Source organism: Mycobacterium sp. NGS41 (genome assembly GCF_059812725.1).
Map to the genome: position 1 here is coordinate 23931 of NZ_JCALDF010000024.1, position 23210 is coordinate 47140.

Consider the following 23210-nt stretch of genomic DNA (forward strand, 5'->3'; position numbering starts at 1 on the left):
TTCTCTCAGTGGGCAGTCCAACGGCGCGAGCACTCCACGTACCGGGCGAACCGGGGTCGCACCTTATCCAGGTCAATGCCGAAAGCGATTGGATCGGCATGCGAACTCGGCTCACGCTCCGCGGCGGCATGGGTCCACCAACTCTGCATGCGCGCTTCGAACGCCGCACCCATGGGTACTCCCAGCCACGCATATAAGCCGGCAACCTCACCGATCGGGTCGTCCTGCATCGCACGAAAATCGATGTCGTAGAACCGATCCTCAGCACCCTCAGCGCGGAATTGCAGTGCGCGCTCCATGCCGAGAGACCAGTGTTCGACGTTGAGCCTGCCGATATACAAACGGTCGATCTCGGAGCTGAACGATCCGATGATGTCCGCATAGAGATCGGCCACCGACAGGATGACATCGGTGGGATCGCGGTGCGTCATCACGAAACGCGCGTCGGGGAACACGGTATTCAGAGCATCGAGCCACAACACATGCGACGGGCATTTCAGCCGCCACGGACGTTCCGGCTCACCCCACTGCAGTAGCTTCATGACCCGACGCTGATACCGCAACGTCGAGGTGAGGTCCGCCCGCTCCACTAACCATGTTGAGTACGAAGGTATTTCGGCGAACGACTGAAAGATGTGCGACTTGAAATCCAGCGCCATCAGCTCATGGCACTCCATCGGGCCATGAGTATCACCGGGGACGTGGTAGCGAGTGCCGACCATTTCGCCCTTGTCGGGTGGGATGCGGGGATCGACGCCGTGCACCGTCGACGGCGGGGGACACGGTTGGGAGGACTCCCACCGGCGCAGGTAGCGCACGTCGGGATCTTGAGCCAACAGCATCGACAACGCGGTGGACCCGGTTCGCGGCAACCCCAAGCCGATCAACGGCGCGGCTATAGGCACGTCGTCGATCTCCGGGTGCCGGCGGTACCAGTCCTCGATCTGCAGCCGTTGTGCCAGATACCCCACGATGCGGTGACGCAAGAACGCTCTGCCGCGCTCATGCAATCGCGCCTCGTCACGCAATGAGGACAACAAGATGTTCAGGCCTTCGCGAAACGAGTCATCGCCGAAGTCGGTGAGGCCCGTTTGCGCAATCGCCTCGTCCATCGACTCGACCGCGCTTGCCATCAACCCTCCGTGCATAAGACCAACTAGCGAAGCGTAGCGTCGAACAGGCGCTGCCGGCACTGAAGGAGGCACCATGACCGTCACTGTTGTCGACGCAGGACCGCGGCAGGTGAGCCGATCGGTTGAAGTCAACGCGCCAGCGGCTGAGTTGTTTGCGATGGCCGCCGATCCCCAACGACACCGAGAACTGGACGGATCGGGCACGGTGCGCGACAACATCAAAGTGCCGCCGGAAGTCGTTGTGGGGTCAAAGTTTTCCACACACATGAAGATGTTTGGCTTGCCGTACCGCATCACCAGCACGGTGACCGCCCTCAAGCCGAACGAGTTGGTCGAATGGCGCCATCCATTGGGTCATCGCTGGCGCTGGGAATTCGAGCCGCTCTCACCGACTTCGACCCGCGTGACGGAGACTTTCGACTACCACGATGCCGGGGCGCTGAAGAACAAACTGAAGTATTACGAGCTGATGGGGTTCGCAAAAGCCAACACGGCGGGTATCGAGGCAACGCTGGGCAAGCTCCGCGATAGGTATGCCGCGCGGTAGGTGATCATTCTGGGTCGGCGGCATCCCATGAGACGACGCCGGAAACCCAGTGGGTCAGTTTTTCGACTTGGTCGTTGCGGTGCAGGTGGCGCGGCGGCGTTGCGTAGCTGGAGTACGGCCGGCAGCGGATGACGACACGGTTCTCGCGGTCGCACATCTCTGCCACGGACGGGCGCGCCTCGTCGGGGAGTGGCTCGCCGGACATCCGTCCGGCCACCGCCATCATCACGTCGACCGCCAGGTCACGATCACGTTCGACGGTCGCATCGGCGTAGACCTGCAGATAGCTGAAGGGCCAGCGCTCGTCGAGGACGCACAGGCTGATCTTGGGGTCGCGTTCGACGATGCGGGCTTTGCCGCGGCCGGCCATCGTGGACACCAGCAATTCATCGGTGTCGGTGGGGATGTAGTACACGATTGACATCGCCGGACCGTCGTTGCGGCGACGGTAGCCGAACACGCCGGTTCGGTGCGTGCGCACGTATTCGCGCCGCTCGGAGGGAAGCATGTCGCGGTCGGTCGGAGCCGTGAAGGGCTCTCGGGCGAGCGGTAGAAGCATGACGAAATGTCCTTGATGTCAGGGTGTTGACCCGAATGATATTTCTGGATACAGTGTGCCCATAAATAATTAGGGATGTCAAGTGACCATCGACCAGCCGCTGAACCGCCCCCGAGGGCGCCCGGCCTTGCCCCTCGACCGGATCCTGGGTGCGGCTCTTGAGCTCGTCGACGAGCAGGGGGCCGACGCGCTGTCCATGCGGTCGCTGGCGCAGCGCCTGGGATCGGGCACCGCCACGCTGTACCGTCACTTCGCCAATCGCTCAGAACTGGTTGCGTTGATAATCGACCGGATGCTCGGCGAAGCCGATGTGCGTACGGTTTCCTCGCTGCCCTGGCAGCAAGCGTGTACATCGTTCGCGCAGAGTACGTTTGACGCGTTGGGCCGCCACGGAAATGTCGCATCATTGTTGATCGGGCACGTTCCGGTAGGGCCTAATGCCCTGGCCCAGCGCGAGCTCATCCTGTCGGTGTTATTGGAGAACGGCTTCGCACCCGCTGCCGCAGCTCACGCATACGCGACGCTGTCCCGTTATGTCCTCGGCTTCGCGATCCAGCTCTCCGCGACAACGACCACCGAGTACCGCGATGACGAAATATCGGCCAGGTTCGCCCAGCTCGATCCGATCCGGTATCCCGCCACGGTGACAGTCGCCGACGAGCTGCCCGTCCCATTGGCGGAGGAGTTCGCATTCGGGTTGCGGCTCATTGTTGCCGGCTTGGAGCGCTTGCACGCGTAACCGCATGTGGTCCCGCGTATTTCGTTAGAACAGCGGCTCGGGTCGACTACTTTAGCTGCACATCTGAAAGCGATTCGAGTTCTGGTGCGCCAACACCTCGTCGCGGCTTAACGCGTCACCGACGACACTCCGCTTGGAGTTCAGCCGGTACATTCGCTGCGCGGCGGCTCCATCATCGATTTCTATGGTGATCCGCGACATGACCCATCATAAACCACGACTTGTATGGGTGTACCTGAGGTCCCGATTTGAACTCAGCGGCACAGACATTCGTCTACTAATCGGTGCGGGAGGGGAGCTGCACAACCCGCACCCGAGACCGCTGCAACGAAAGGAACTTGTTCGATGACCGACTCGACGACCGATGCGAGCCCAAACCCGCTGGCGCAAACGCTGACCCGATGCGGCCAGTTAGTCAGTCGCTACGGTCTGGTGGTCGTGCTGGCCTGGATCGGGTTCGGCAAGTACGTAAAGATGGAAGCCCGCGTGCTCATCGAACACAGTCCGCTGATGAGCTGGATCTACGACGTATTCAGCGTGACGCTGGTCGCACGCGGGCTGGGAACGATGGAAATCGTTGCCGCGGTTCTCATTGCGCTGCGTCCGGTGTGGCCTCGCGCATCGGCGGTGGGCGGCGCGTTGGCCGTGGTGCTCTTCCTGGGGACGCTGAGCTTTCTGTTCACGACCCCGGGGGTGGTCGCGACCCACGCCGCCGGCCTGCCCGTTCTGTCAGCACAGCCGGGCCAGTTCCTGCTCAAAGATCTCGTATTGATCGGTGTGGCGCTGTGGACACTGGGCGACTCGCTGGCCGCCGCACGCTTCACACGTTTGGGAGGACCCCGTCGGTCAGCAGGTCGGCCAGCAGCTGCAAACTGGCCCAGCCCTCGCCGATCGGAAGCCCGCCGACCAGCGAACTCATGACCACTCCGCGCTTGCCGCAACGGATCTGGTCGATCAGCTGCCGCCGGATCGGCGACATTGGTCATGTTCAGCCTCAGCGCGATGAGCAGGCTCATCGCTGCCTTGACCGCGTGAACAGTGTGCCCCTGATCATGCGTTTGGCCGAGATCAGCGTGGCGCCGTAGGCCTGCGGCGACAGCGTGGCCGCTCGCTCCGACAGGCCGCGGGCCAGCACACAAATGGCTTCCACCGCGGCGGCGACGCTGGTGTTAGGGGACAGCGCACCCTGGACCCGGGCGTCCTCGAGAATCTCGGTGACGACGTCGCGCAATGCCTGGGAGCCAGGGTATTTCGGGCCGCTGTGCCTTGGCTGGGGCGTGCTCTCGGCGTGAATCGCCCGCAGGAACGCGTCCAGGTAGGGATAGTCGCGTTTCAACTGTGTGGACTCGTCGAGCATCGCATCGAGCCGGTCGGCGACATCGTTGGACTGCGACGCGGCCGCGCGCAATCGCGGCAAGACGATCTTTTCGATCTCCGCACCGGTCGCTTTGAGGAGTTCGGATTTGTTCGGAAAGTAGTGGTACAGGCTGCCGCTGGTGATGCCGGCCGCCTTGGCGATCTCACGGATCGACGCCTGGGCAGAGCCGGCCTCGGCCACGCACCGCATCGCCGCGACGAAGATCCGCTGGCGGGTCTGCTCGCCGCTGGCCCCGACCGGGCGGCCCAATTGAGACCCCGACGGAGACGACGTGACGGTCATGCCACCTCCGCAGACGTCGGAACTAATCGATCGGTCGAATATATTCGACGACGTAGGCGCACCGCTGTCGCAGGCGGGGCCGCCGGAGGAGGACACGACCGCCATGACCCGCACGCAGCTGGGCCGGCCCGTCGGCGCCAGCGGCGAGGAGACCCGCCAGCGGATCATCATCGCAACGATGCGCTGTGTGGCCAACGTGGGCTACTCACGAGCGACGATCCGTGAAATCGCGCGTCTGGCGAACGTGACCAGCGCCAGCCTGTACAACTACTTTCCGAATAAGTCCGAACTGATCAACGCCACGATCGCGGCCCGAGCCGACGCGGCAATGCCACGGCTGCGGAAGGTCGCAGAAGGCCCCGGCGACATCGTCGACCGAATCGGGGCCGTGCTCGAGGAGTGCGGCCAGTTGATCCGCGAGTACCCGGACCTGGCCGCGTTCGAGTGGGCGATCCGTGCGGAGGGTGGCACTGCTACGGGGGCGGGCGGGGAAGTGGGCCCAAGATTGGGAGGCGGGTTCGAAACGTTCCGCGAGATCATCGAAGACGTCGTCGCCGACGCGTACCAGCGCGGGGAACTCGGCGCTGACCCTGATACGCGGGGCACGGTAGAGACCATCTACGCGCTCATCTACGGCCTGACGGAGCTGGCCGCGACCTTGCCGCCAGAAGACTTCCAGGTGGCGCTGGGCTCGGCCAAGGAGCTGGTAAGCGGCACACTGTTCCGCCGGTCCTAGTGCCGAGCAGACGCAAAAGCCCCCAACGGCTCGGCGTGTTGGGGGCTTTTGTGTCTGCTCGCGAGGATAAACGCCTTGATATGATCAAGCGATTAATTATAGAGTCGGCCTGACGAAGAGCGGAGTCGAGGCCTTGACCGAAACCGTAGGCGTGACGTTCGACGTCGATGCGTTGCGCCGGAAATATGCCGAAGAGCGGGCGCGGCGACTGCGGCCCGACGGCATCGGGCAGTATGTCGAGATCGCGGGTGAGTTCGCCCGCTTCGAAGAGGACCCTTGGGCGGATGGTGAATTCGCGCGCGATCCGCTGACCGACGAGGTGGACGTGGCGATCGTCGGAGCGGGTTTCGGTGGGCTGCTGACTGGTGTGCGACTACGCGAGCTCGGCGTCGAAAGCGTGCGATTGATCGACCGGGCGGCCGACGTCGGGGGGACCTGGTACTGGAACCGCTACCCGGGGATCGCCTGCGACGTCGAGTCCTACGTGTACATCCCGCTGTTGGAGGAGCTGGGCTACATCCCCGCGGAGAAGTACGCGAAGGGAGCCGAGATCCTTGCGCACTGCCGTCGCATCGCCGAACACTACGACCTGTACCGCGACGCGTGCCTGCACACCGACGTGCATGAGATCCGTTGGGAACCTGGCACTTCCCGATGGGTCATCAAGACCAACCGCGGCGACGAGATGCGGGCCAAGTTCGTATCGATGGCCAACGGGTATCAGGCCAAGCCTAAGTTGCCGGGCATACCCGGGATCAACACGTTTCGCGGTCACACCTTCCACACCAGCCGATGGGACTACGACTACACCGGTGACAGGCTGGAGAACCTCACGGGCAAGCGCGTCGGGGTCATCGGCACCGGGGCGACCGCGGTCCAGTGCGTGCCGCACCTGGCAGCCGCTGCGGGCCACCTCTACGTCTTTCAGCGCACACCGTCGTCGGTGGACGTGCGCGCCAACGGGCCTACGGACCCGCAGTGGGCCAACGCATTACAGCCCGGCTGGCAGGGCAGGCGGATTCAGAACTTTCAGATCCTCACGGCCGGAGGGCAGGCTGAGGAGGACTTGGTTGCCGACGCCTGGACCAGTATCACCCGCAAGCTTCCGGTTATGCGCCATGACATCGATCCGTTGGTGGACCCCGCGCAGCGCACCCGCAATATTGAGATCGCAGACTTCGCCAAAATGGAGGAAATCCGGGCGCGGGTCGACGAGATCGTGGCCGATCGGGAGACGGCGGAAGCGCTCAAGCCCTGGTACGGCTACTTCTGCAAACGGCCCTGCTTCCACGACGAGTATCTGCACACATTCAACCGCGACAACGTCACTCTGGTCGACACCCGCGGCCGCGGAGTGGAGCGCATCACCGAGAACGGCGTCGTCGTCGACGGGGCGAACCACGAACTCGACTGTCTGATCTTCGCGACGGGATTCGAGGTGGGCACCGACTACTGCCGTCGTACCGGATTCGAGCTGATTGGTCGCGACGGCATGACACTGACCGAACGGTGGCGCGATGGTGTCCGTACCTTCCAGGGCCTGTGCGCCAACGGCTTTCCGAACTGCTTCATCGAAAGCATTGCCCAGGCGGGGCTTACGGTGAACTTCCCCTATCTGCTTGACGTGCAGGCAACGCATGCCGCGTGGATCATCGCATGGGCCCTGCAACATGGTGTCGCCGAAGTCGAGGCATCGTCGGACGCCGAGGCGGCTTGGGTCGACACGGTTTTGGCCCGATCGTCGTTGACGGCCGAGCGGGCTAAAACGTGCACGCCCGGCTATTACAACCGGGAAGGCAAGGCCGACGCCAAGACCCGGCAGGGCAGCTTCTTCTTCGGCGGCCCGACAGAGTACGCCGACATTTTGGAGAAGTGGCGAACTACCGGCGATTTGGCGGGATTTGACATTCGCGGTGGGGACTTCGGTCCATGAAGACCCGCGGGCGGTACCTGCTAGGCCGATTGCGATCGTCCGCACGACACCGCCGTTCCCCCAAGGTGGCGATCATCGGGGCGGGATTCGGCGGACTCGGCGCGGCGGTCGCACTGCGCCGTGCCGGCATCGACGACCTGATGATCATCGAGGGGGCCGACGGCGTCGGCGGAACCTGGCGGCGAAACACCTATCCCGGCGCGGCTTGCGACATCCAAAGTCATCTGTACTCATTTTCCTTCGCACCCAACAAATCCTGGAGCCGCACCTACGCCCGACAACCCGAAATCCTCAGCTACCTCGAGTCGGTGGCCGACGACTTCGACCTGCGCCGCCACCTCATGCTCAACACCAGGGTGCGCACCGCCCGTTGGAATATGGACACCACCCGTTGGGACCTGCTAACGGACTGCGGAGACCACACAGCGACGGTGACCGCCGACGCAATCGTCTGCGCCGTGGGCTTGTTCGGGTCATTGAAGTTGCCCGACATCACGGGCCTAGCAGACTTCGGCGGCGCTCTGATGCACACCGCGCATTGGGATCACAGCATCGATCTGGCAGGTAAGAAGGTGGCGGTAATCGGTACCGGGGCCAGCGGGGTGCAGGTGGTTCCCGAGCTTTCGAAAATCGCCGAACACGTGACCGTGTTCCAGCGCACCCCGCCCTGGATGGTACCCAAGGACGACCGACCCTACAGCGCAACGGAATTGGAGAAGTTTCGGCGCGACCCGCTGGCCGTGCGGCGTACCCGCTGGCAGATTTGGAAGTTCCAGCACGACAACACCGCGACAATGGCCGACGACCCCGTGGTAACCGCGCGCAGCCACATCGCGACCTCGTTTCTCGAGCGCACCGTGCCCGACGAACGGCTGCGCCATGCGCTGACACCGCAGTATCCGTTTCGCTGCAAGCGCGTACTGCTGGGCGACGACTACTATCGGGCGCTGCAGCAAGACCACGTCGAGCTGGTTACCGACCGCATCGACCGGATCAGCGAAACGTCGGTAGTCACCGAAGGCGGTCAGGTCGTTGACGTCGATACGATCGTGCTGGCCACCGGATTTGAAACGTCACGCTACTTGTCGGGCATCGACATCATCGGCACCGACGGCCAGCACCTGCACGACCGTTGGGGCGCTGACCCGAGCGCGTATCTGGGTGTGGCCGTCAGCGGGTTCCCGAATTTCTTCATGCTCTATGGACCCAATACCAACCAGGGCGGAAACTCGATCGTCTACATCCTCGAGGCCAGTGCACGGCTGGTGGCCAGCGCCGTGGGCCGGCTGGCGCGTCGGGGCGGATACGTCGACGTGCGCCCCGAGGCCGAAAAGCGTTATAACGACCAGCTTTCCGCGGACCTCGAGCGCAGCATCTGGACCCTTTGCGACAGCTACTTTCGGTCACCGACCGGCCGCATCATCACCCAGTGGCCCTACACCGAATTGGAGTACGCACGCCGTACCTGGCGGCTACGGCCGCGAGACTGGGTGCATCGCGGGTCAGGGAGCGCTGATTCGGCGCAGCGTGTTGTCGAAGAGGGTGTCCAAGAGCTGCTGGTTCCCGGTGCTGGCGTAACCGATCAGGACTAAACGCGAGGTGCGCGCATAGGAGAAGTACTCGGTCCGCGTCGCGCTGCGAGTTTCTCTGAGGCTGGCTTCCGTGACCGCGATCCGGAAGCGTTGGGGTCCGTTCGCCGGACGAGAGTCTTCCATGATGCGAGTCCTGCTGATGAACATGCGGGCAGTGGTGAACTGCGAGCACTGGGACACCCGGTTGATCATGACATCGAACCCGCCACGGTCGAATTCACGGCCGATCGTCAAGCGGATGTCTTGACGGTTGGAAACGGCGCCGGATCGATCGGCGACGTCATGCCCGGCCACGTCTGCGGCACTGGCGGCGCCCACGATGCGCTCATTCAGATTCACGCATTCGGGGGGGACGGTGGGAAACGGATCGCGAAACACCTGCTGCCTCGAGTACCCGAACCGGTCGTAGTACTTCTCGGCTTTGACGGTCCACGACGCCGGAAACTCGGTCTGCTTAGGAAGCAACTCGGCCAATTGCTCGTCGGTCAGCGCAGCCAATCCGGGCGCGAGCGGATCTTCGGTGCGCGGCGCGTCTTGGCGCCAGCTGCGGGTGGGGATGGCGATCAGCACTGCGGCCGTGGCGATTAAGCACAACATGACCGCGATCAGCCGCGGCCACCATGGACCAGGCCGAGCGGTGCTCATAAAGCGCGCAGCCTTCGCACAGTTTCGGTGGTGCGGCGTTGTACCAGATCTCGGTCGGCCTGCTCCATGCCATAGATGGAGCTTTCCAAGATGACGCCGCGCACCGCGTAATAGCTCACCTGGTAGGTCGTGGGTGGTTTGCGGCCGCTTGCGGTGGTAAACGTGCGGGTTACGTTGACGGCGGCGTCGGCGCCGTCGGCCGAGCGTCCTTCCACCACCGTGGTAGCGGTGCGCACGGTCGTGGTGTGCGTGAATTCGTTGTTATAGGTGACCTGGTAAGTCCCGCAGTGGCCCAGCCAGTCAACATAATTCGCAATTCGAGCAGGGCCGTCGGGAACGATCCAGATCTCCATCAGGGCACTGGGTCCGACCTCTTCATACTCTCCGGTCGCAGCAGAATCCGTCGTTAAGGCGGAATGCGGCCACAGCTCGGTGTACCGATCGACGCTCAGGATTGGGCCGAAACCCGCGTCGGAGTGATCCAGGATTTTCGGGATGGTCGTGCACGCGGGCGGTGCGTAGACCACCCTCGGGACCGCCGGCGACGGAGTGGTCGACACGACGTTGTCCGGTGGTAGCGCGGTCCGTCGCACCGGCCCGGAAAATCCGTAGCCCCAGTTAGCCGGGAAGTCGTGGCTGGCGGGCAGGGCGCCCGCAAGCACCCAGTTCGAGCGCGAAGCCAGGCTCGTCGGCGCGCTCGCACGCGACGGGATCACCAGCACGATCACACCGCAAACCCCCAGCACGGCAAGGGCGACGGCGCCCACCACCCGCGGCCAGCGGCTGCCGGCCCGCGCTGCAGTGTTTGGGAACCGCATCCTTGCTCCTCGCCTCGGACATCACCCTAGGACCGCGCGCAGGCCACTAGCCACACCGAAAAGTTAAGTTGCTCAGCACAAACTATCGTGCGGGATCGTCGGCTACCTCGATCTCACCGGCTGCGGCGGCGGCCTTCAGCTGGTGAAAGTCGTCGAGCGACTTGTCCGCGTATGCATACGACCATTCGATTACCGCGTTGTGCAAAGTGTCGTTGGTACCGACGTAGCCACGCAGGCGTTCACGCAACACTCGCTGTGGCATCTGCTACCTCGTGTGGTGACTTCCTCGGTCAGGGGTTGCCGGCCTTTACCGCCGCGACGACGCCGCCGTCGACCAGCAGGTCGGTGCCGGTGATGAACGTGGCGTCCGGGCCGAGCAGGAATGCGGTTGCCGCGGCGATGTCGTCGGGAGTTCCGATTCGGCCGGTGCCGGACATGGCGATCATCGCCCGCATGCCATCGCCGACCGGGGAAGCCAGTTCCTGCTGCCCCATCGGCGTGGAGATGATGCCGGGGCTGATCGAGTTGATGCGCGCACCGCGGCGGCCCCACTGCGCGCTGGCAGCTCGGACACGAATATGATTGGCCAGCTTGGCAATTGGATAGGCAAAGTTTGGCTCGGTGATCTGGCTGACGAAGTCCAGCTGCAACAATTCGGACGGTGGGCTGTGGGCCAACGCACGCTCTTGTTCGGCGGCCAGAGGTGGGAACATATGGCCGGCCATGCTGGCGATCACCACACCTGCGCCGCCGGACGCGACGACCTCACCGAACTCTTGCAGTACCAGCGCGACGCCGAGCAGATCCACGGCCAGGATCGCCTCGGCCGACGCCTGCGCCGGAGACAGCCCGGCGGTATGTGCCACCTGCGTGAGGCTGCCGAGCGACGCCGCGTACTCGGCGAGGCCGTGAACGGACTCCGGTGACGACACGTCGACGCTTCGGCGTTCCACGTGATGGCCGTCCGCGGAAAGCGATTCGGCCACCGACGTCAGCGCCTCGTCGTTGTAGTCGGCCAACAGCACCGTCTTGCCGGCGCCCAGCCGCCGGGCAATTGCCTGACCCATGCCGCCCACGCCGATGACTGTCAGCACCTCTCGATGCACCGTCACGTGCTTACCCCATTTCCGACGCCCAGTCGGTACAGAATAGGGGGCTTGCTACGAGTGGATGCCGGCTACGCCACTAGTTCGGGAGCTTCGGACGGCTGGTGGGGAGGACCGCTGTGCCGGATGGCCTTCCCGGTGAACGGCGCCTTGATGGTGGCAGCCAGGTGGTGGCGGTTGATGAGCAATCCCGCGATGGCGACCACGGTGTAGATGCCGCAAAGTAGCAGCCGCCCGTGGGTTGAGTTAATCGGGAACTGGACGATGAACAGCGCCAGCAGTGCCCAGGCGCTGGATCGATGGAAACGCAGCGCGAGGATCAACGCGACACCCATCAGGGTTTGCGTCGCGGTCAGTAGCACTTCCTCGATCTGGCGGGAGTCAAGCATCAACGAGAATCCGCCACCGCCCAGCAGATGGGCAACCGGCAACGACCCGATCAGCAACGTCCACTGATTGACTTTGGCGGAGATCAGCGTGGCGATGGCCGCTGTGCCCTTGCCACGGGCCGCGAAGATCGTCGCGATGATGAACTCCGGTGCTTCAGAGGCGAGCGGGGCCAGCCACTGCACCAGGAGGAACCGGTCGATGCCGAGCTCGGTCCCGGCGGCGACCAAGTTGTCGGCGAAGGGCTTGGCGCACAGCAGGATCACCACGCCGGACGCCGCGAACAGACCGAACACGACGATTCGCCGGATCCGGTCCGGCAGCCCCGCCAAGGCGGCCGCGGTGCCGATCAGGTCGGGCTCTTCCACGTCGCCGTGGCTGACCTTGTAGAGGTAGAAGCCGAACCACGCCAGCAGCGTCAACCCCAATGCCAGGTGGATTTGGCCGTCCACGGGTATCACGAACGCGGCCACTCCCGCGATCAGCAGAAACCCGAGTTCGACGCGGTTTGCGGGTTCCAGCGTCAAACCGGCCTTGCCGCCGGCGCCGGCCCTGCGCGCCACGACCATGCCGACCAACACCACGACCGGCCAGCCAAGCCCCATCAGCAGCCGGTTGGACCCGGTCATATTGGCGGCGGCGTATTGCGTGTAATCCGGATGGTGGCCGGACGCATACGCGTAATACAGGTCGACCGCGTATTCCGGCAGCACGGCCACCAGCGCGAGCACCGCGATCGCCAGCCCGCCCGACACGTCGATTTGGGCGGCTTCGGCGGCCCAGGCGAGCAAGAAGCTCGCCGCCACCACCGCGGCGCCGAAGATCAGCAGCGCGGAGACCGGATCTGGATGCAGGCCGAAGATCCGGACCGCCACCGCGGGGCTGATGAACGCCCCGGTGAACAGGGCTGAACGGGTCAGGATGCGCCACCGTGGGCGGGACTCCGTCGTCGTGACGACGGCCCTGTCTCTGGTGACCAATTTGATCCTCACTTGACGTCGGATGACGATCGCTGCCGGCCGGTTCGACGCGGCCGTGACGCACTGGTTACCAAAGCTACCCGCTTACCGTGACCCCAGCAACGTTGCGGGTTAGACAAGTGACAGCATGTCCGGTCCCATCTTTGCTGCTCAGACCCTGCAACTTTAAAAGTTAGGTCGTCCTCATTCTTAACTTTGGCAAACCTGCTCGCGGCGTTGGATATCTTCAGTGAGTGTCCCAAGCGACGACCGCCGACCCGTGGAACATCAACATCCATTACGACGCGCTGCTGGAAGCAAAGGTTCCGCCAGGTGTCCGGCATGTTCTCGACGTCGGGTGCGGAGACGGATTCCTCGCTGCCCGTCTGGCCCGGCGTACACCGGACGTCGTGGCCCTGGATGTCGACGCGCCGGTCCTCGCACGTGCCCAGACCCGGTTCGCCGGCGCACCAATCCGGTGGATGCACGGCGACGTCATGACGGCAGATTTGCCCAGTTTCGATGCGGTGGTCTCGAATGCCGCGCTGCACCACATCGGGGACAGCCGCGCCGCGCTGCGACGGCTCGCGGCTCTGCTGCGTCCGGGCGGGACACTGGCGCTGGTCACCTTCGTCAAACCGGCGCTCCGAAACGGCCTGTGGCACGTGACGACCTGGACGGCCTGTGCCATCGTCAATCGCGTCAAGGGCAAGTGGGAGCACACCGCACCCATCAAATGGCCGCCACCGGAAACTCTGCGGGAGCTGCGCACGCACGTGCGCGCGACACTTCCCGGTGCCCGCATCCGCCGGCTCTGGTACGGCCGCGTGTTGATTACCTGGCGTGCGCCCGGCTAGCCGGGACCCATCGAGGCCGCGGCCGCCTGGGCGAAGAGCTCGACGGTCTGCTTGCGGGTCAGTGAGCTGGTCAATTGCTCGGCCGCGCGCATCACTTCGCCCACGAACCAGGTGGGGCCGTTGGTCAGGTTCTCGAACGCCTCCGCGATCGCGTCGTCCACCGCGGCCGCGCCCGGCGGCACCTCCTCGAGCGAACGTAGCTGGCCCCGGCTGTGTTCGAGTTTCCGCAGTGCGGGCGTATCGGTCTTGCCCAGGATGAGGCCCAGGACGTCGACCCCCTTGTCGTGCAGTTCGGCCCACAACGCTTCGGCGAATACCATGTCGAATGCCTTGGAGGCGCCGTAAGCGACCATGTTGGCTCCGCCGGCCAATCCGGCGCCGGACCCGAAGATCACGATGCCGCCGCTGCCACGCTCGACCATCGCCGGAGCGAAGTGGTGACTCAGCTGCATGGGCACCACGCAGTTGCGTTGCACCATCGCCTCGGCGGCCTCGATCGGGTTGGCAAGGAACGGCTGGTAGTTCGGGTCGGCACCGGCGCAGTACACGAGGAACCCGATCTCCAGATCGCCGGTCGCTGCGGCGACAGCGGCCGCTGCCCCAGACTGCGCGAGATCAACGGCCAGAGTGCGAGTTTGCGCTGGGGCCGTCGAATTGATCTCTGCTGCAACACGATCCAGCATTGTCTCGCGGCGTGCCAGCAACACGACGTTGACGCCGCGATCGGCGAGTCCCTTGGCGAACGCGGCGCCGAGGCCGTCCGAGGCACCGGCGATCAGCGCCCACGGCCCGTACTTCGATGCGAATGACACCGGCATCCTCCTGCCCGTTACGGCTCACCAACCGTGGTCAGCCGCACCTGGGTGTATCTGCGGCGTGCAATGCGCCATCCCTTGGCGGTGCGGACGATCTCGTCGTCGTAGAACCCGATTGCGTTGACCCCGGATCTGTTGTCGGCGGCCATGATCAGCCCGTCGATGTAGGTGCGTGCCTGTGCGTGGTCGCCATCGAGTGTGACGGAGATATTGCTCAAGCGGTGCATCGTGTGTCCTGCCATTGCGTGGACCTGCTCCATGAAGTCAGCGACGGCGTCAACGCCATTCCACGCGCCGATCTCGCCGTAGTCGAGTTGGCAGTCATCGGTGAACACGGATCGAAACAGCGGCCAGTCGCGGCGGTCGATCCCACTGGCGTAGCGCACCAGCAGATCGGAAATGTCCTGGCGGTCTTCATGTTCGGTCATGCGGAGTCTCCATTGGGTCCATTGGGATGGACCATGATCCGGGGTGGCCCCTCGGATCTACGGGCGAGCTCAAGGGCGCCCGGCACTTCGTCGAGGGTGATGATCTTGCCGACGCTGGGTAGCGGGTCCAGTCGTCCCGACACGATGGCGTCGAGAGTTCCATACCAGTCCTGGGGGTGTGGTCCGCCGCCGAATTGGATTGTGACACCGTTGCGAGTCGCGGTGGTGATGTCCAACGTGTCGCCGGTGTACCACCCGCCCGCACAGTAGATCCGGGTGGCCATTTCGGCGGACTCGACGATGGTCTGGATCAGGCCGGCGGCGCCGACACATTCGAAAACGACTGCCGGGCCGGGTAACCCACGTTCGGCTCGCACCTGGTTGAATGCGTCGAAGGCCGACTGCTCGGCGGGATCGACCACGACATGCGCGCCGAAGCGATCACGGGCCAGCTCGCGGCGATCGGACTTGTAGTCCGCCACGATAATCGGTTCGATGCCGCGGACGGCCAGAGCGGCGACGGCCGAGAGGCCGATCGCCCCCGCGCCGATGACGATGGCGATCTCACCGGATTGGATGTTCGCTGAGCGGACGTAGAACTCGCCGACGGCGAACGCGTCGGTCAATGCGACGGCGTCGCTGGAGACATCACCTGCGACCGGCTTGGCCGCTGCCTCCGAAACCACCAGCAGCTCACCGAAACTCCCCGGCGCTTCGGGGTGCTGGCCGATGATCCGCAGGCCTCCGGCGCCACCGTCGACCAGACGCACTGGCATGGCCGTCACCCGGGAGCCCACCGCGAACTGATCGGTGCAGCCGGGTCCATGGCTAAGGACTTTGCCGACGAACTCGTGGCCGAGCACGATGTCTTGGTCTGCGTCATACAGTGAGCGGCCGGTCGGATCGTTGATACCGAGATCGGGGTGGTCCATGAAGTGCACATCCGAGGCGCAGATCGCGGTGCTCAGGGTGCGTAGCAAGAGCTCGCCCGGGCCCGGTTGGGGGTCCGGTGTCTCGCGGACCTGTAGCCGGCCATTTCTCAACACCACGGCACGCAATGCATCAACCTTCACATTTCTCGAATAGTCGATATATACTCTCGAATGTTCGGAATTACTGTAAGAACCACGGCATGAAGGAGTCAATCCATTCGCGGATCGCCGTCGGCGCCGACCGCCCGGGTCCTCGACGTTGTCGAGCTGCTGGCGCGCTCGGGAAATAGGCAGCTGCGATTTTCTGACATCGTGCGGGAGCTCGACCTCACGCAGGCGACGGCCCACGCGATCCTGAAGACGCTGTGTGACCGCGGATGGGCCAGCCGCGATCCGGTGGCCAAGACCTTTTCCCTGGGCCCCGCACTCGCCGTGGTAGCTGCCCGGACCGACACCGCCAGGCCATTGGCGCACCTGGCTCGCGATGCAGCGCTGCGGCTTTCCGGTGATTTCGGCTATGCCGGCTCGGTGGTGGAGCGATTTGGTGATTCGCTGGTGGTCACCGCCTTCGAGGGTGAGCCGGTCACCGAGCCGTCCGGGATACCGGGTGACCGCATTCCGTATTCCCCGCCATTCGGTGTCGCTTTCGCCGCGTGGGACACCGACGAGGGAAAGCGCGAGTGGATTCGTCGGGGCGCGGGCAATAACCCCGATCGCGCGCAGCGCCTGGAAGACGTATTGGCTCGCACCCGCGAGCGCGGATTCGACATCGACTGGACCACACCGGCGCTGGCGCAGGCTGCCCAGCTGGTCGTAACCTTGGACAGCCATGAGGTACCGGCTCCGGTACGTCAGATCATGGACCAGTTACTCGCGGAGTTCACCACCATCGGCTTTCTGTCCGACGACAACCCCGGACGTCGGAAGCAGCCCGTGGTGAGCATCGCCGCACCGGTTTTCGACCATCGTGGACGGGTTGCGCTGATCGTGTCCGTGCATCCGCTCTGCACCCTCAGCGCAAAGCAGATCCGGGCCATCGGCAAGCGGCTCACCGAGGAAACGGCGGCCATCACAGAATCTCAGCAGCATCCCGCGGCCATCGACCGAGTCGTTTAGAACACCCGTCTCGCCACGCTTGCGTGTATCGCCCCCGGCACTGAATGATCGGCCCATCCTGGCAGCAAAGGAGTGCACGTGGCCAAGAAAGAAAACCGCATCGGCAACCGGTTGGAGTTGGTCACCTGTGCGCTGGCTGGGCACGTGACTTACGCACCCGAAGAAGAGGCACTCGCGCAACGGCTCAGCGGCACTACCGGGCTGGGTGAAGTATGGCGCTGCCTGCGTTGCGGAGACTTCGCGCTCGGCGAGCCACACGGACGCGGTCACGCCAACGAAGCGCCACTGATCATGCGCGGCAAGGCGTTACGTCAGGCCATCATCGTTCGTGCGCTCGGCATCGAACGCTTTTTCCGCGCTATTGTGTTGGCGCTCGCCGCATGGGCGGTGTGGAAGTTCCGCGGCGCGCGCGGGGCCATCCAGGAAACCCTGGACCGCGACCTGCCGATCTTTCGCGCCGCCGGATTCAAGGTCGATCAGATGTCTGCCATACACGAGCTGGAGAAGGCGCTTGCCGCCAAGCCATCCACGTTGGCCTTGATCACCTTCATGCTGGCTGCCTATGCGATCTTGCAGGTCGTCGAAGGCACCGGCCTCTGGCTGCTGAAACGCTGGGGTGAGTACTTCGCGGTGGTCGCTACCTCGGTCTTTTTGCCACTGGAGATCTATGACCTGACCAAGGGCATCACCATGACCCGCGTGGTGACCTTCACCATCAACGTGGCCGCCGTGATCTACCTGCTGGTCTCCAAGCGCCTGTTCGGTTTGCGCGGAGGCCGCAAAGCCTACGACGAGGAACGGCGCGGGGAGCAGCTGCTCGACGTCGAACGAGCCGCCATGCAGGGTTGACCGATGGGCACTTATGCGGTAACCGGATCTGCGTCCGGCATGGGTCACGAGACCGCACAACGACTTCGCGATGACGGCCACTCTGTGATCGGCGTGGACATCAAGGCCGCCGACGTCGTGGCCGACCTGTCGACACCGCAGGGGCGTAGCGAGGCCGCCCAGGGGGTCCTGGCGGCATCCGGTGGCCGGCTCGACGGGGCGGTGCTGGCCGCCGGTCTGGGTCCGGGCCCGGGCCGAGACCGTCCGCGCCAGATCGCCCAGGTCAATTACCTCGGCGTCGTCGAACTGCTCGAGGCATGGCGACCGGCACTGGCTGCCGCACAAAGTGCCAAGGTCGTCGTCGTGGCCAGCAACTCTGCGACGACGGTGCCCGTGGTACCCAGGAGAACCGTGCGAGCGTTGCTGGCCCATGACGCTGACAAGGCGGTGCGCTCGGTCAAGCTATTCGGCAAGGCGGCATCGGTGATGGTGTATGCGGCATCGAAAATCGCTGTCAGTCACTGGGTTCGGCGACATGCGGTGCTGCCGGAATGGGCTGGATCGGGGGTGCGGCTGAATGCCCTTGCGCCCGGCGCCATCATGACGCCGTTGCTGCAGCAGCAACTGTCGAATCCTCGGGAGGCCAAAGCGGTCCGATCGTTCCCGATACCCGTCGGCGGGTTCGGCGACGCCGGCCAGATGGGCGATTGGATGTGCTTCATGCTGTCCGACGCCGCAGAATTCCTGTGCGGCACCGTGATTTTCGTCGACGGCGGAACCGACGCGTACTTCCGGGCCGACGACTGGCCAAAGCCGGTGCCGGCGCACCGAATGCTCGGCTATCTGCGTCGGTTTCGAAGCGGACGCTCGTCGGCCGGGTAGCTGTGAGGCTCAGCAGATTGTGACGAGTTCGTCGTCACGCGGCAAGCTGTGCCGGACACCACAGTGCGGCTTTTCGAGCCGTTCACCCTGAGGCGGCATGATCGTAAGAGCTTCGAGGTGAAATTCGTTGAAGCGGACCACTGTTTGAAAGGACGAGGCCATTGCCGACAATTCAGGACTGGATCAGCCAGAGTCCTAACAACGTTGACGTAGTCGCCCCGATCAAGGCGCGGGCGTGTGACGCGCTGTACGCCATGCTGAGGCGGAAGCCGACCCAATCGGGCACCGGCCCGCGCCTCATGCAAACGGGCGCCGAGCGCTGTTGACGGAGCTAAGACCGACTCCGGCGCGGTGACGTGTTTGGATGGGGCCATGGAACCCGAAGAACGTGTTGTGAGCGTTACCCGCATCATCGCGGCCAACGCGCGGCGGATTTTCGACTTGATCGCCGATCCGTCGCTGCAGCCCAGTTGGGATGGCAACAATAACCTCGCCTCGGCTGCGCCGGGACAGCGTGTCCGACAGGCCGGCGACGTGTTCAAGATGACGTTGACCCAGGGTGGCGTGCGGGAGAACCACGTCGTGGAATTCATTGAAGGCGCCCAGATCGCTTGGCGCCCAGCAGAACCCGGCAAACTGCCGCCTGGGCATCTATGGCGCTGGCAACTCGAGTCGGTGAGCGCCGACCTCACCAGCGTGACCCACACCTACGACTGGACGCAGCTGACCGACGACGTTCGCCTGACTCGTGCTCGTGCGACGACGCGTGAGATGTTGCGCGCTTCCCTGGACCGGCTCGCAGTGCTCGCACAGTCCGGCGCGGGCACCGCGGGCTGACGGCCGGCGTCCCGGTAGGGTCCCTATATGGCTCTCCCACCACCAGGAAATGACCGTGCGGCCATCGTCACCGGCGCCTCGTCGGGCATCGGCGAGGAGCTCGCGCGGATACTCGCCCAACGCGGCTATCAAGTCGTGCTGGTAGCCCGCAGTGCCGATCGCCTCGAAGAACTCGCCGGGCGGTTGGGCGCTCAAGCGCACCCGCTACCCGCTGACCTGTCGAAGCGAGACGACCGGGCGGCTCTGCCGGACCGGGTCGCGGCGCTGGGCCTGGTTCCCGACATTCTGGTCAACAACGCCGGGTTGTCGACAACCGGTGTCGTCGCGAAATCGGTTCCAGAGAAGGAACTGAACCTCGTCGAGGTCGACGTGGCGGCGGTGGTCGATCTGTGCAGCAGGTTCCTGCCGGGAATGGTCGACCGACGTCGCGGGGCGGTGCTGAACGTGGCGTCGACGGCGGCATTCACGCCGCTGCCGGGCCAAGCGGCCTATGGCGCCGCCAAGGCGTTCGTGCTGTCGTATACCCACAGCCTGCGCGGCGAGCTGCGCGGCACCGGGGTCAGCGCCACCGCGCTGTGTCCCGGGCCGGTGGACACCGGGTTCGGCGAGGCGGCCGGTTTTTCCAAAGAGGAAGCCGAAGCGGCGCTGCCGAAAGTGATGTGGATTCCCGCCGACCAGGTGGCGCAGGCCGGCATCGACGGTCTGGCCGCCGGCAAAGCCGTGGTGATCCCCGGGCGAGTCAACCGGGTAGCCGCGTCGTTTTCCCGGGTCACGCCACCTGAGCTGCTATTGCCCCTGTTGTCTCGCAACCACCCGGCCATGAAGCGGGACAGATAGGACTCACCCGCGTTTGCCGCGCACCCACTGGAAAAGGCTGAAGTTCTTCACTCGCACGCTCACAAAGCCGTGGTCTTCCAGGATGTCGGCGATTTCGTCGTCGTCGAATGCGTGAGCTCCGGCGTTGGGCAGCATGCGCCAGAACCGTGCGGCGCGCCCCGCGGTGGGGACCATTACGGCCAGCCGCCCGCCCGGTCGCAGTACCCGCGCCATCTCGGCCAGGGCGGCAGTCGGGTCGGGGATCAGTTGCAGCACAGCGATTGAGACTACAGCGTCGAAAGTATTGTCGCGCAACGGAAGTCGTTGTGCATCGGCGCGCAGGAACCCGACTTGCGGTCCGGCTTCGGCGCGCGCGGCGCGGGACAGCATCGGCTCGGAGATGTCCACACCCAGGGCCAGCCCGTCCGGTCCGGCGGCGTGGGCCAGGGACGCGGTGACGTTACCCGGACCTGAGCCGACGTCCAGGGCGATTCCGCCCGGCGGGATGTTGAGCCACTCCACTGGGTGCTGCCATGCGCTGAGCATGCGACGGCCCAGGGCTTGTGCGTTGTCGTAGAGCATCGAGCCGATCGGTGACGCCCAGGCGGCCTGGATCGGACCACGGTTCGTGGGGACCGCGTGATCCTCGGCGGACCCGGTGCCCAACAGATCGAGATAGCCCTTGCTCACGTCCGGGTCGGCGGGTGGGTCGATGAGCAGATCCAGGGTCCGACGCAACGCGGGGGGCAGAGAGGTATTCACCGTGCCACTGTAGTTACCGCTTGACGACGGCGTGCTCGGGCTCCAAGGCGTACATTCGCCACACGCCCGGTACCCCCTTGAGCGCGCTTTCGCCGCGGTCGGAAAACCTGTGCCGCGATCCGGTGACAATGTCACGCACCGTCGAGGACACCCGAACTTCGCCGGCACCTGCCAGAGCCGCAACCCGCGCACCGATATGCACGGCCATGCCGGCGACGTCATCTTTCAGGCCGCCGCGGACCTCCACCTCGCCGGCGTGGATTCCCACCCGCACCTCGATACCCAGCACTCGAACCGCGTCGACGATTTCGTCGGCGCAGGCGAGTGCGGCACTCGGGCTGCTGAATGTCGCGACGAAACCGTCGCCCGCGGTGTTGACTTCACGCCCCCCGAAGCGCTGCAGTTCATGGCGCACGATGGTGTCGTGATTGTCCAGCAGGTCGCGCCAACGGCCGTCGCCCAGCAGGGCGGCGCGCTCGGTGGAGCCGACGATGTCGGTGAACATGATGGTGGTGAGCAGGCGCTCGGTATCGGAACCGCCCCGCATGCCGGTGATGAACTCTTCGATCTCGTCGAGTAGCGGCGCGGTGTTGCCTACCCAGTACAGGGTGTCCTCGCCGGGCAGTTCGACGAGACGCGAACCGGCGATGTGCTCGGCGAGATATTGACCGTGCGCGACCGGGGTGAAGCTCGAGTCGGTGCGATGCACGATCAGCGTCGGTGCGGTGGTACGCGGCAGCCTGTCGCGCACGTCGCTGCCTCGGATGGTTCTGATCATCGCCAGCGCCATGCTGGGCGAGGCGGCACGGTTGCCGGCCATGTCCCACCACGCGCGGAACGCGTCGTCGCGCGCGATGCTGGGAGCAATGATGCTCAGCATGTCGAAGCCCTGGTCGACGGCATCGGGGTCCACCGCGACCGTGGTGTACGGGTCGACGCTGTCGATGGTGGCACCGATCGGGTAGTCCGGCGCGTACAGCGTGCGAGCACCGCCGTTGATGATCACCAGGCTGCTGACGCGGTCGGGGTAATCGGCGGCAAGCACAACGCCGGTCAGCGCGGTGAAGCCCGGGGCCACGATGGTCGCCCGCTCGCATCCGACGGCGTTCATGACTCCGATGACGTCCTTCGCCCAGAACTCGGGCCCGATCATGTCCGGCGAGGAAACGCGCGACGACAGGCCAATTCCGCGCTGGTCGAGGCGGATAACCCGGGCGAACGACGCCAACCGCCGGTGAAAGCGGTACATCGACGGCTCGGCGTCGATGCAGTCGATCGGGATGGATGGCCCCGGCAGCAGGACCAGGTCGATGGGTCCCTCGCCGACGACCTGATAGGCGATGTCGGTGTCGCCGCAACTGGCGTAGCGGGTTCGAGGGGCCGCAGCAGATGCCACGGGTACAGGCTAATTCAGCGCACCGACAAGTTGCAGACCGCTAGCGGCCCGCTTGGCCGATGATCGGGACCAGATAGCGGGCGGCGTACTCGCGGACGGCCGCGGGATCCGACGTGTCGAGGCGGTCGGTGGGAAACACGATGATGCCAAGCGCGACGCGCAGCAGGATGTCGGCGATGTTGGCCAGGTCGGGCTCGGGGATGTCGGCACCGCATCGTCGCAGGGTGTGGGCGATTCCGTCGGCGAATTGGCCGATCGGGAAGACGTGGGATCGGGAGAACAGGCCGAACAGCTCCGGTTCGCTTTCGGCGATTCGCGAATACAGCGGCGAGTCTTGGACCAGGCGCACGCCGAGGGCAAAGGCCTCGATCACCGCCTGTTGCGGATCGCAGCCGGTGGTGGCCTGGTCCAGGGTGGTGAAGAAGAGCTGCGCTTCGCGTCGCACGACATGTGCGAACAGGTCGTCTTTGGTGGGAAAGCGCCGGTAGATGGTGCTGCGGCTGACACCTGCCCGGGCAGCGACGTCCTCGATGTTGGCGCGCCGCACGCCGTAGGTCTCGAAGACCGTTCGGGCGGTGTCCAGAATGGCGCGATCGAGTTCGGTGATGGACTCGGTTGCGGCTCGGCTGGTTTTGATGTCCATGTCGGACTGCATGACTCACCTGCTTTGCGAACGCTGGAACCGGTTGCTAGCTTGGAACAAAGATATCACTTTGTTTCACTGTCG

Annotated in this window: 27 protein-coding genes; 12 read left to right on the top strand and 15 right to left on the bottom strand. The window is 64.7% G+C overall.

Features of this window, described 5'->3' with window-relative positions; genetic code table 11:
- Positions 1-5: 5 nt before the first annotated feature.
- The gene (locus AC5Y21_RS19300) at positions 6-1133 is read right to left on the bottom strand and encodes a sulfotransferase family protein (RefSeq protein ID WP_499914747.1); all 1128 of its coding nucleotides are present in this window, start codon (positions 1131-1133) and stop codon (positions 6-8) included.
- Positions 1134-1206: 73 nt separating this feature from the next.
- On the opposite strand from AC5Y21_RS19300, the gene AC5Y21_RS19305 reads away from it, so the two are divergent.
- Entirely contained in the window at positions 1207-1680 is a 474-nt protein-coding gene (locus tag AC5Y21_RS19305) for an SRPBCC family protein (protein WP_499914751.1), read from the top strand.
- 4 nt (positions 1681-1684) lie between these two features.
- Here the strand turns inward: AC5Y21_RS19305 and AC5Y21_RS19310 are convergent, their stop codons facing one another.
- A complete protein-coding gene (locus tag AC5Y21_RS19310; RefSeq protein WP_499914753.1) occupies positions 1685-2239 on the bottom strand; it encodes a pyridoxamine 5'-phosphate oxidase family protein in 555 nt (184 codons plus the stop codon).
- Positions 2240-2321: 82 nt separating this feature from the next.
- On the opposite strand from AC5Y21_RS19310, the gene AC5Y21_RS19315 reads away from it, so the two are divergent.
- Entirely contained in the window at positions 2322-2978 is a 657-nt protein-coding gene (locus tag AC5Y21_RS19315) for a TetR/AcrR family transcriptional regulator (protein ID WP_499914754.1), read from the top strand.
- A 51-nt stretch (positions 2979-3029) separates the two neighbouring features.
- On the opposite strand, the gene AC5Y21_RS19320 is transcribed toward AC5Y21_RS19315, so the two are convergent.
- Positions 3030-3179 (bottom strand): type II toxin-antitoxin system VapB family antitoxin, encoded by a 150-nt coding sequence (locus tag AC5Y21_RS19320; protein ID WP_499914756.1) that lies wholly within the window; start codon positions 3177-3179, stop codon positions 3030-3032.
- 144 nt (positions 3180-3323) lie between these two features.
- Here AC5Y21_RS19320 and AC5Y21_RS19325 point away from each other — a divergent pair, with 144 nt between their 5' ends.
- Entirely contained in the window at positions 3324-3899 is a 576-nt protein-coding gene (locus AC5Y21_RS19325) for a YkgB family protein (protein WP_499914758.1), read from the top strand.
- 91 nt (positions 3900-3990) lie between these two features.
- On the opposite strand, the gene AC5Y21_RS19330 is transcribed toward AC5Y21_RS19325, so the two are convergent.
- On the bottom strand, positions 3991-4638 hold the full coding sequence (locus AC5Y21_RS19330; RefSeq protein WP_499914760.1) for a TetR/AcrR family transcriptional regulator: 648 nt from the start codon (positions 4636-4638) through the stop codon (positions 3991-3993).
- A 103-nt stretch (positions 4639-4741) separates the two neighbouring features.
- Between AC5Y21_RS19330 and AC5Y21_RS19335 the strand changes: the two genes are divergently transcribed.
- From AC5Y21_RS19335 to AC5Y21_RS19345, 3 genes are all read left to right on the top strand, one after another.
- The gene (locus tag AC5Y21_RS19335) at positions 4742-5374 is read left to right on the top strand and encodes a TetR/AcrR family transcriptional regulator (RefSeq protein WP_499914761.1); all 633 of its coding nucleotides are present in this window, start codon (positions 4742-4744) and stop codon (positions 5372-5374) included.
- 133 nt (positions 5375-5507) lie between these two features.
- The gene (locus tag AC5Y21_RS19340; protein WP_499914764.1) at positions 5508-7307 is read left to right on the top strand and encodes a flavin-containing monooxygenase; all 1800 of its coding nucleotides are present in this window, start codon (positions 5508-5510) and stop codon (positions 7305-7307) included.
- Positions 7304-8899 carry a flavin-containing monooxygenase gene (locus AC5Y21_RS19345; RefSeq protein ID WP_499914766.1) on the top strand — a complete coding sequence of 532 codons (1596 nt, stop codon included), beginning with the start codon at positions 7304-7306 and terminating at the stop codon, positions 8897-8899. The genes AC5Y21_RS19340 and AC5Y21_RS19345 overlap by 4 nt, the downstream gene beginning before the upstream one ends.
- On the opposite strand, the gene AC5Y21_RS19350 is transcribed toward AC5Y21_RS19345, so the two are convergent.
- The 5 genes from AC5Y21_RS19350 to AC5Y21_RS19370 all read right to left on the bottom strand — a co-directional run bounded on the left by AC5Y21_RS19350 (position 8810) and on the right by AC5Y21_RS19370 (position 12841).
- Positions 8810-9544: a hypothetical protein gene (locus AC5Y21_RS19350; RefSeq protein WP_499914768.1), complete on the bottom strand. Its 735-nt coding sequence runs from the start codon at positions 9542-9544 to the stop codon at positions 8810-8812. The genes AC5Y21_RS19345 and AC5Y21_RS19350 overlap by 90 nt on opposite strands.
- Positions 9541-10362, bottom strand: a complete 822-nt coding sequence (locus AC5Y21_RS19355; protein WP_499914770.1) for a hypothetical protein — start codon at positions 10360-10362, stop codon at positions 9541-9543. Before AC5Y21_RS19355 ends, AC5Y21_RS19350 begins: the two co-directional genes overlap by 4 nt.
- Before the next feature lie 82 nt (positions 10363-10444).
- Positions 10445-10624: a hypothetical protein gene (locus tag AC5Y21_RS19360; protein WP_499914772.1), complete on the bottom strand. Its 180-nt coding sequence runs from the start codon at positions 10622-10624 to the stop codon at positions 10445-10447.
- A gap of 28 nt (positions 10625-10652) precedes the next feature.
- Entirely contained in the window at positions 10653-11468 is an 816-nt protein-coding gene (locus AC5Y21_RS19365) for an SDR family oxidoreductase (RefSeq protein WP_499914843.1), read from the bottom strand.
- Between the two features lie 71 nt (positions 11469-11539).
- Entirely contained in the window at positions 11540-12841 is a 1302-nt protein-coding gene (locus AC5Y21_RS19370; protein ID WP_499914844.1) for a calcium:cation antiporter family protein, read from the bottom strand.
- A gap of 227 nt (positions 12842-13068) precedes the next feature.
- On the opposite strand from AC5Y21_RS19370, the gene AC5Y21_RS19375 reads away from it, so the two are divergent.
- Positions 13069-13671, top strand: coding sequence for a class I SAM-dependent methyltransferase (locus AC5Y21_RS19375; protein WP_499914773.1), 603 nt, complete (start codon positions 13069-13071; stop codon positions 13669-13671).
- On the opposite strand, the gene AC5Y21_RS19380 is transcribed toward AC5Y21_RS19375, so the two are convergent.
- The 3 genes from AC5Y21_RS19380 to AC5Y21_RS19390 are packed head-to-tail and all read right to left on the bottom strand — an operon-like array spanning position 13668 to position 15963.
- A complete protein-coding gene (locus AC5Y21_RS19380) occupies positions 13668-14483 on the bottom strand; it encodes an SDR family NAD(P)-dependent oxidoreductase (RefSeq protein WP_499914775.1) in 816 nt (271 codons plus the stop codon). The two genes, AC5Y21_RS19375 and AC5Y21_RS19380, sit on opposite strands and share 4 nt — an antisense overlap.
- 17 nt (positions 14484-14500) lie before the next feature.
- Positions 14501-14914 carry a nuclear transport factor 2 family protein gene (locus tag AC5Y21_RS19385; RefSeq protein WP_499914776.1) on the bottom strand — a complete coding sequence of 138 codons (414 nt, stop codon included), beginning with the start codon at positions 14912-14914 and terminating at the stop codon, positions 14501-14503.
- On the bottom strand, positions 14911-15963 hold the full coding sequence (locus AC5Y21_RS19390; protein WP_499914845.1) for a zinc-binding dehydrogenase: 1053 nt from the start codon (positions 15961-15963) through the stop codon (positions 14911-14913). Before AC5Y21_RS19390 ends, AC5Y21_RS19385 begins: the two co-directional genes overlap by 4 nt.
- A gap of 99 nt (positions 15964-16062) precedes the next feature.
- On the opposite strand from AC5Y21_RS19390, the gene AC5Y21_RS19395 reads away from it, so the two are divergent.
- The 5 genes from AC5Y21_RS19395 (at position 16063) to AC5Y21_RS19415 (ending at position 20346) form a co-directional block, all read left to right on the top strand.
- Positions 16063-16962 (top strand): IclR family transcriptional regulator, encoded by a 900-nt coding sequence (locus AC5Y21_RS19395; protein WP_499914847.1) that lies wholly within the window; start codon positions 16063-16065, stop codon positions 16960-16962.
- A 78-nt stretch (positions 16963-17040) separates the two neighbouring features.
- On the top strand, positions 17041-17811 hold the full coding sequence (locus AC5Y21_RS19400) for a DUF2127 domain-containing protein (RefSeq protein ID WP_499914777.1): 771 nt from the start codon (positions 17041-17043) through the stop codon (positions 17809-17811).
- 3 nt (positions 17812-17814) lie between these two features.
- Complete coding sequence (locus AC5Y21_RS19405) at positions 17815-18672, top strand: SDR family oxidoreductase (RefSeq protein ID WP_499914778.1); 858 nt, start codon at positions 17815-17817, stop codon at positions 18670-18672.
- Positions 18673-19044: 372 nt separating this feature from the next.
- Positions 19045-19509, top strand: coding sequence for an SRPBCC family protein (locus tag AC5Y21_RS19410; RefSeq protein WP_499914780.1), 465 nt, complete (start codon positions 19045-19047; stop codon positions 19507-19509).
- Between the two features lie 27 nt (positions 19510-19536).
- Entirely contained in the window at positions 19537-20346 is an 810-nt protein-coding gene (locus tag AC5Y21_RS19415; protein WP_499914781.1) for an SDR family NAD(P)-dependent oxidoreductase, read from the top strand.
- A 3-nt stretch (positions 20347-20349) separates the two neighbouring features.
- Here the strand turns inward: AC5Y21_RS19415 and AC5Y21_RS19420 are convergent, their stop codons facing one another.
- The 3 genes from AC5Y21_RS19420 to AC5Y21_RS19430 are packed head-to-tail and all read right to left on the bottom strand — an operon-like array spanning position 20350 to position 23138.
- The gene (locus AC5Y21_RS19420; RefSeq protein ID WP_499914783.1) at positions 20350-21087 is read right to left on the bottom strand and encodes a class I SAM-dependent methyltransferase; all 738 of its coding nucleotides are present in this window, start codon (positions 21085-21087) and stop codon (positions 20350-20352) included.
- 13 nt (positions 21088-21100) lie between these two features.
- Positions 21101-22483, bottom strand: coding sequence for a bifunctional lipase/adenylate cyclase LipJ (gene lipJ / locus AC5Y21_RS19425; protein ID WP_499914786.1), 1383 nt, complete (start codon positions 22481-22483; stop codon positions 21101-21103).
- A gap of 40 nt (positions 22484-22523) precedes the next feature.
- Positions 22524-23138 carry a TetR/AcrR family transcriptional regulator gene (locus AC5Y21_RS19430; protein ID WP_499914788.1) on the bottom strand — a complete coding sequence of 205 codons (615 nt, stop codon included), beginning with the start codon at positions 23136-23138 and terminating at the stop codon, positions 22524-22526.
- Between the last annotated feature and the right edge of the window lie 72 nt (positions 23139-23210).

Coding starts and splice junctions, on each gene's coding strand:
- AC5Y21_RS19300 (WP_499914747.1), bottom strand. CDS start 1,133: ATGGCAAGCGCGGTCGAGTCGATGGACGAGGCGATTGCGCAAACGGGC.
- AC5Y21_RS19305 (WP_499914751.1), top strand. CDS start 1,207: ATGACCGTCACTGTTGTCGACGCAGGACCGCGGCAGGTGAGCCGATCG.
- AC5Y21_RS19310 (WP_499914753.1), bottom strand. CDS start 2,239: ATGCTTCTACCGCTCGCCCGAGAGCCCTTCACGGCTCCGACCGACCGC.
- AC5Y21_RS19320 (WP_499914756.1), bottom strand. CDS start 3,179: ATGTCGCGGATCACCATAGAAATCGATGATGGAGCCGCCGCGCAGCGA.
- AC5Y21_RS19325 (WP_499914758.1), top strand. CDS start 3,324: ATGACCGACTCGACGACCGATGCGAGCCCAAACCCGCTGGCGCAAACG.
- AC5Y21_RS19330 (WP_499914760.1), bottom strand. CDS start 4,638: ATGACCGTCACGTCGTCTCCGTCGGGGTCTCAATTGGGCCGCCCGGTC.
- AC5Y21_RS19335 (WP_499914761.1), top strand. CDS start 4,742: ATGACCCGCACGCAGCTGGGCCGGCCCGTCGGCGCCAGCGGCGAGGAG.
- AC5Y21_RS19345 (WP_499914766.1), top strand. CDS start 7,304: ATGAAGACCCGCGGGCGGTACCTGCTAGGCCGATTGCGATCGTCCGCA.
- AC5Y21_RS19350 (WP_499914768.1), bottom strand. CDS start 9,544: ATGAGCACCGCTCGGCCTGGTCCATGGTGGCCGCGGCTGATCGCGGTC.
- AC5Y21_RS19355 (WP_499914770.1), bottom strand. CDS start 10,362: ATGCGGTTCCCAAACACTGCAGCGCGGGCCGGCAGCCGCTGGCCGCGG.
- AC5Y21_RS19360 (WP_499914772.1), bottom strand. CDS start 10,624: ATGCCACAGCGAGTGTTGCGTGAACGCCTGCGTGGCTACGTCGGTACC.
- AC5Y21_RS19385 (WP_499914776.1), bottom strand. CDS start 14,914: ATGACCGAACATGAAGACCGCCAGGACATTTCCGATCTGCTGGTGCGC.
- AC5Y21_RS19405 (WP_499914778.1), top strand. CDS start 17,815: ATGGGCACTTATGCGGTAACCGGATCTGCGTCCGGCATGGGTCACGAG.
- AC5Y21_RS19410 (WP_499914780.1), top strand. CDS start 19,045: ATGGAACCCGAAGAACGTGTTGTGAGCGTTACCCGCATCATCGCGGCC.
- AC5Y21_RS19415 (WP_499914781.1), top strand. CDS start 19,537: ATGGCTCTCCCACCACCAGGAAATGACCGTGCGGCCATCGTCACCGGC.
- AC5Y21_RS19430 (WP_499914788.1), bottom strand. CDS start 23,138: ATGCAGTCCGACATGGACATCAAAACCAGCCGAGCCGCAACCGAGTCC.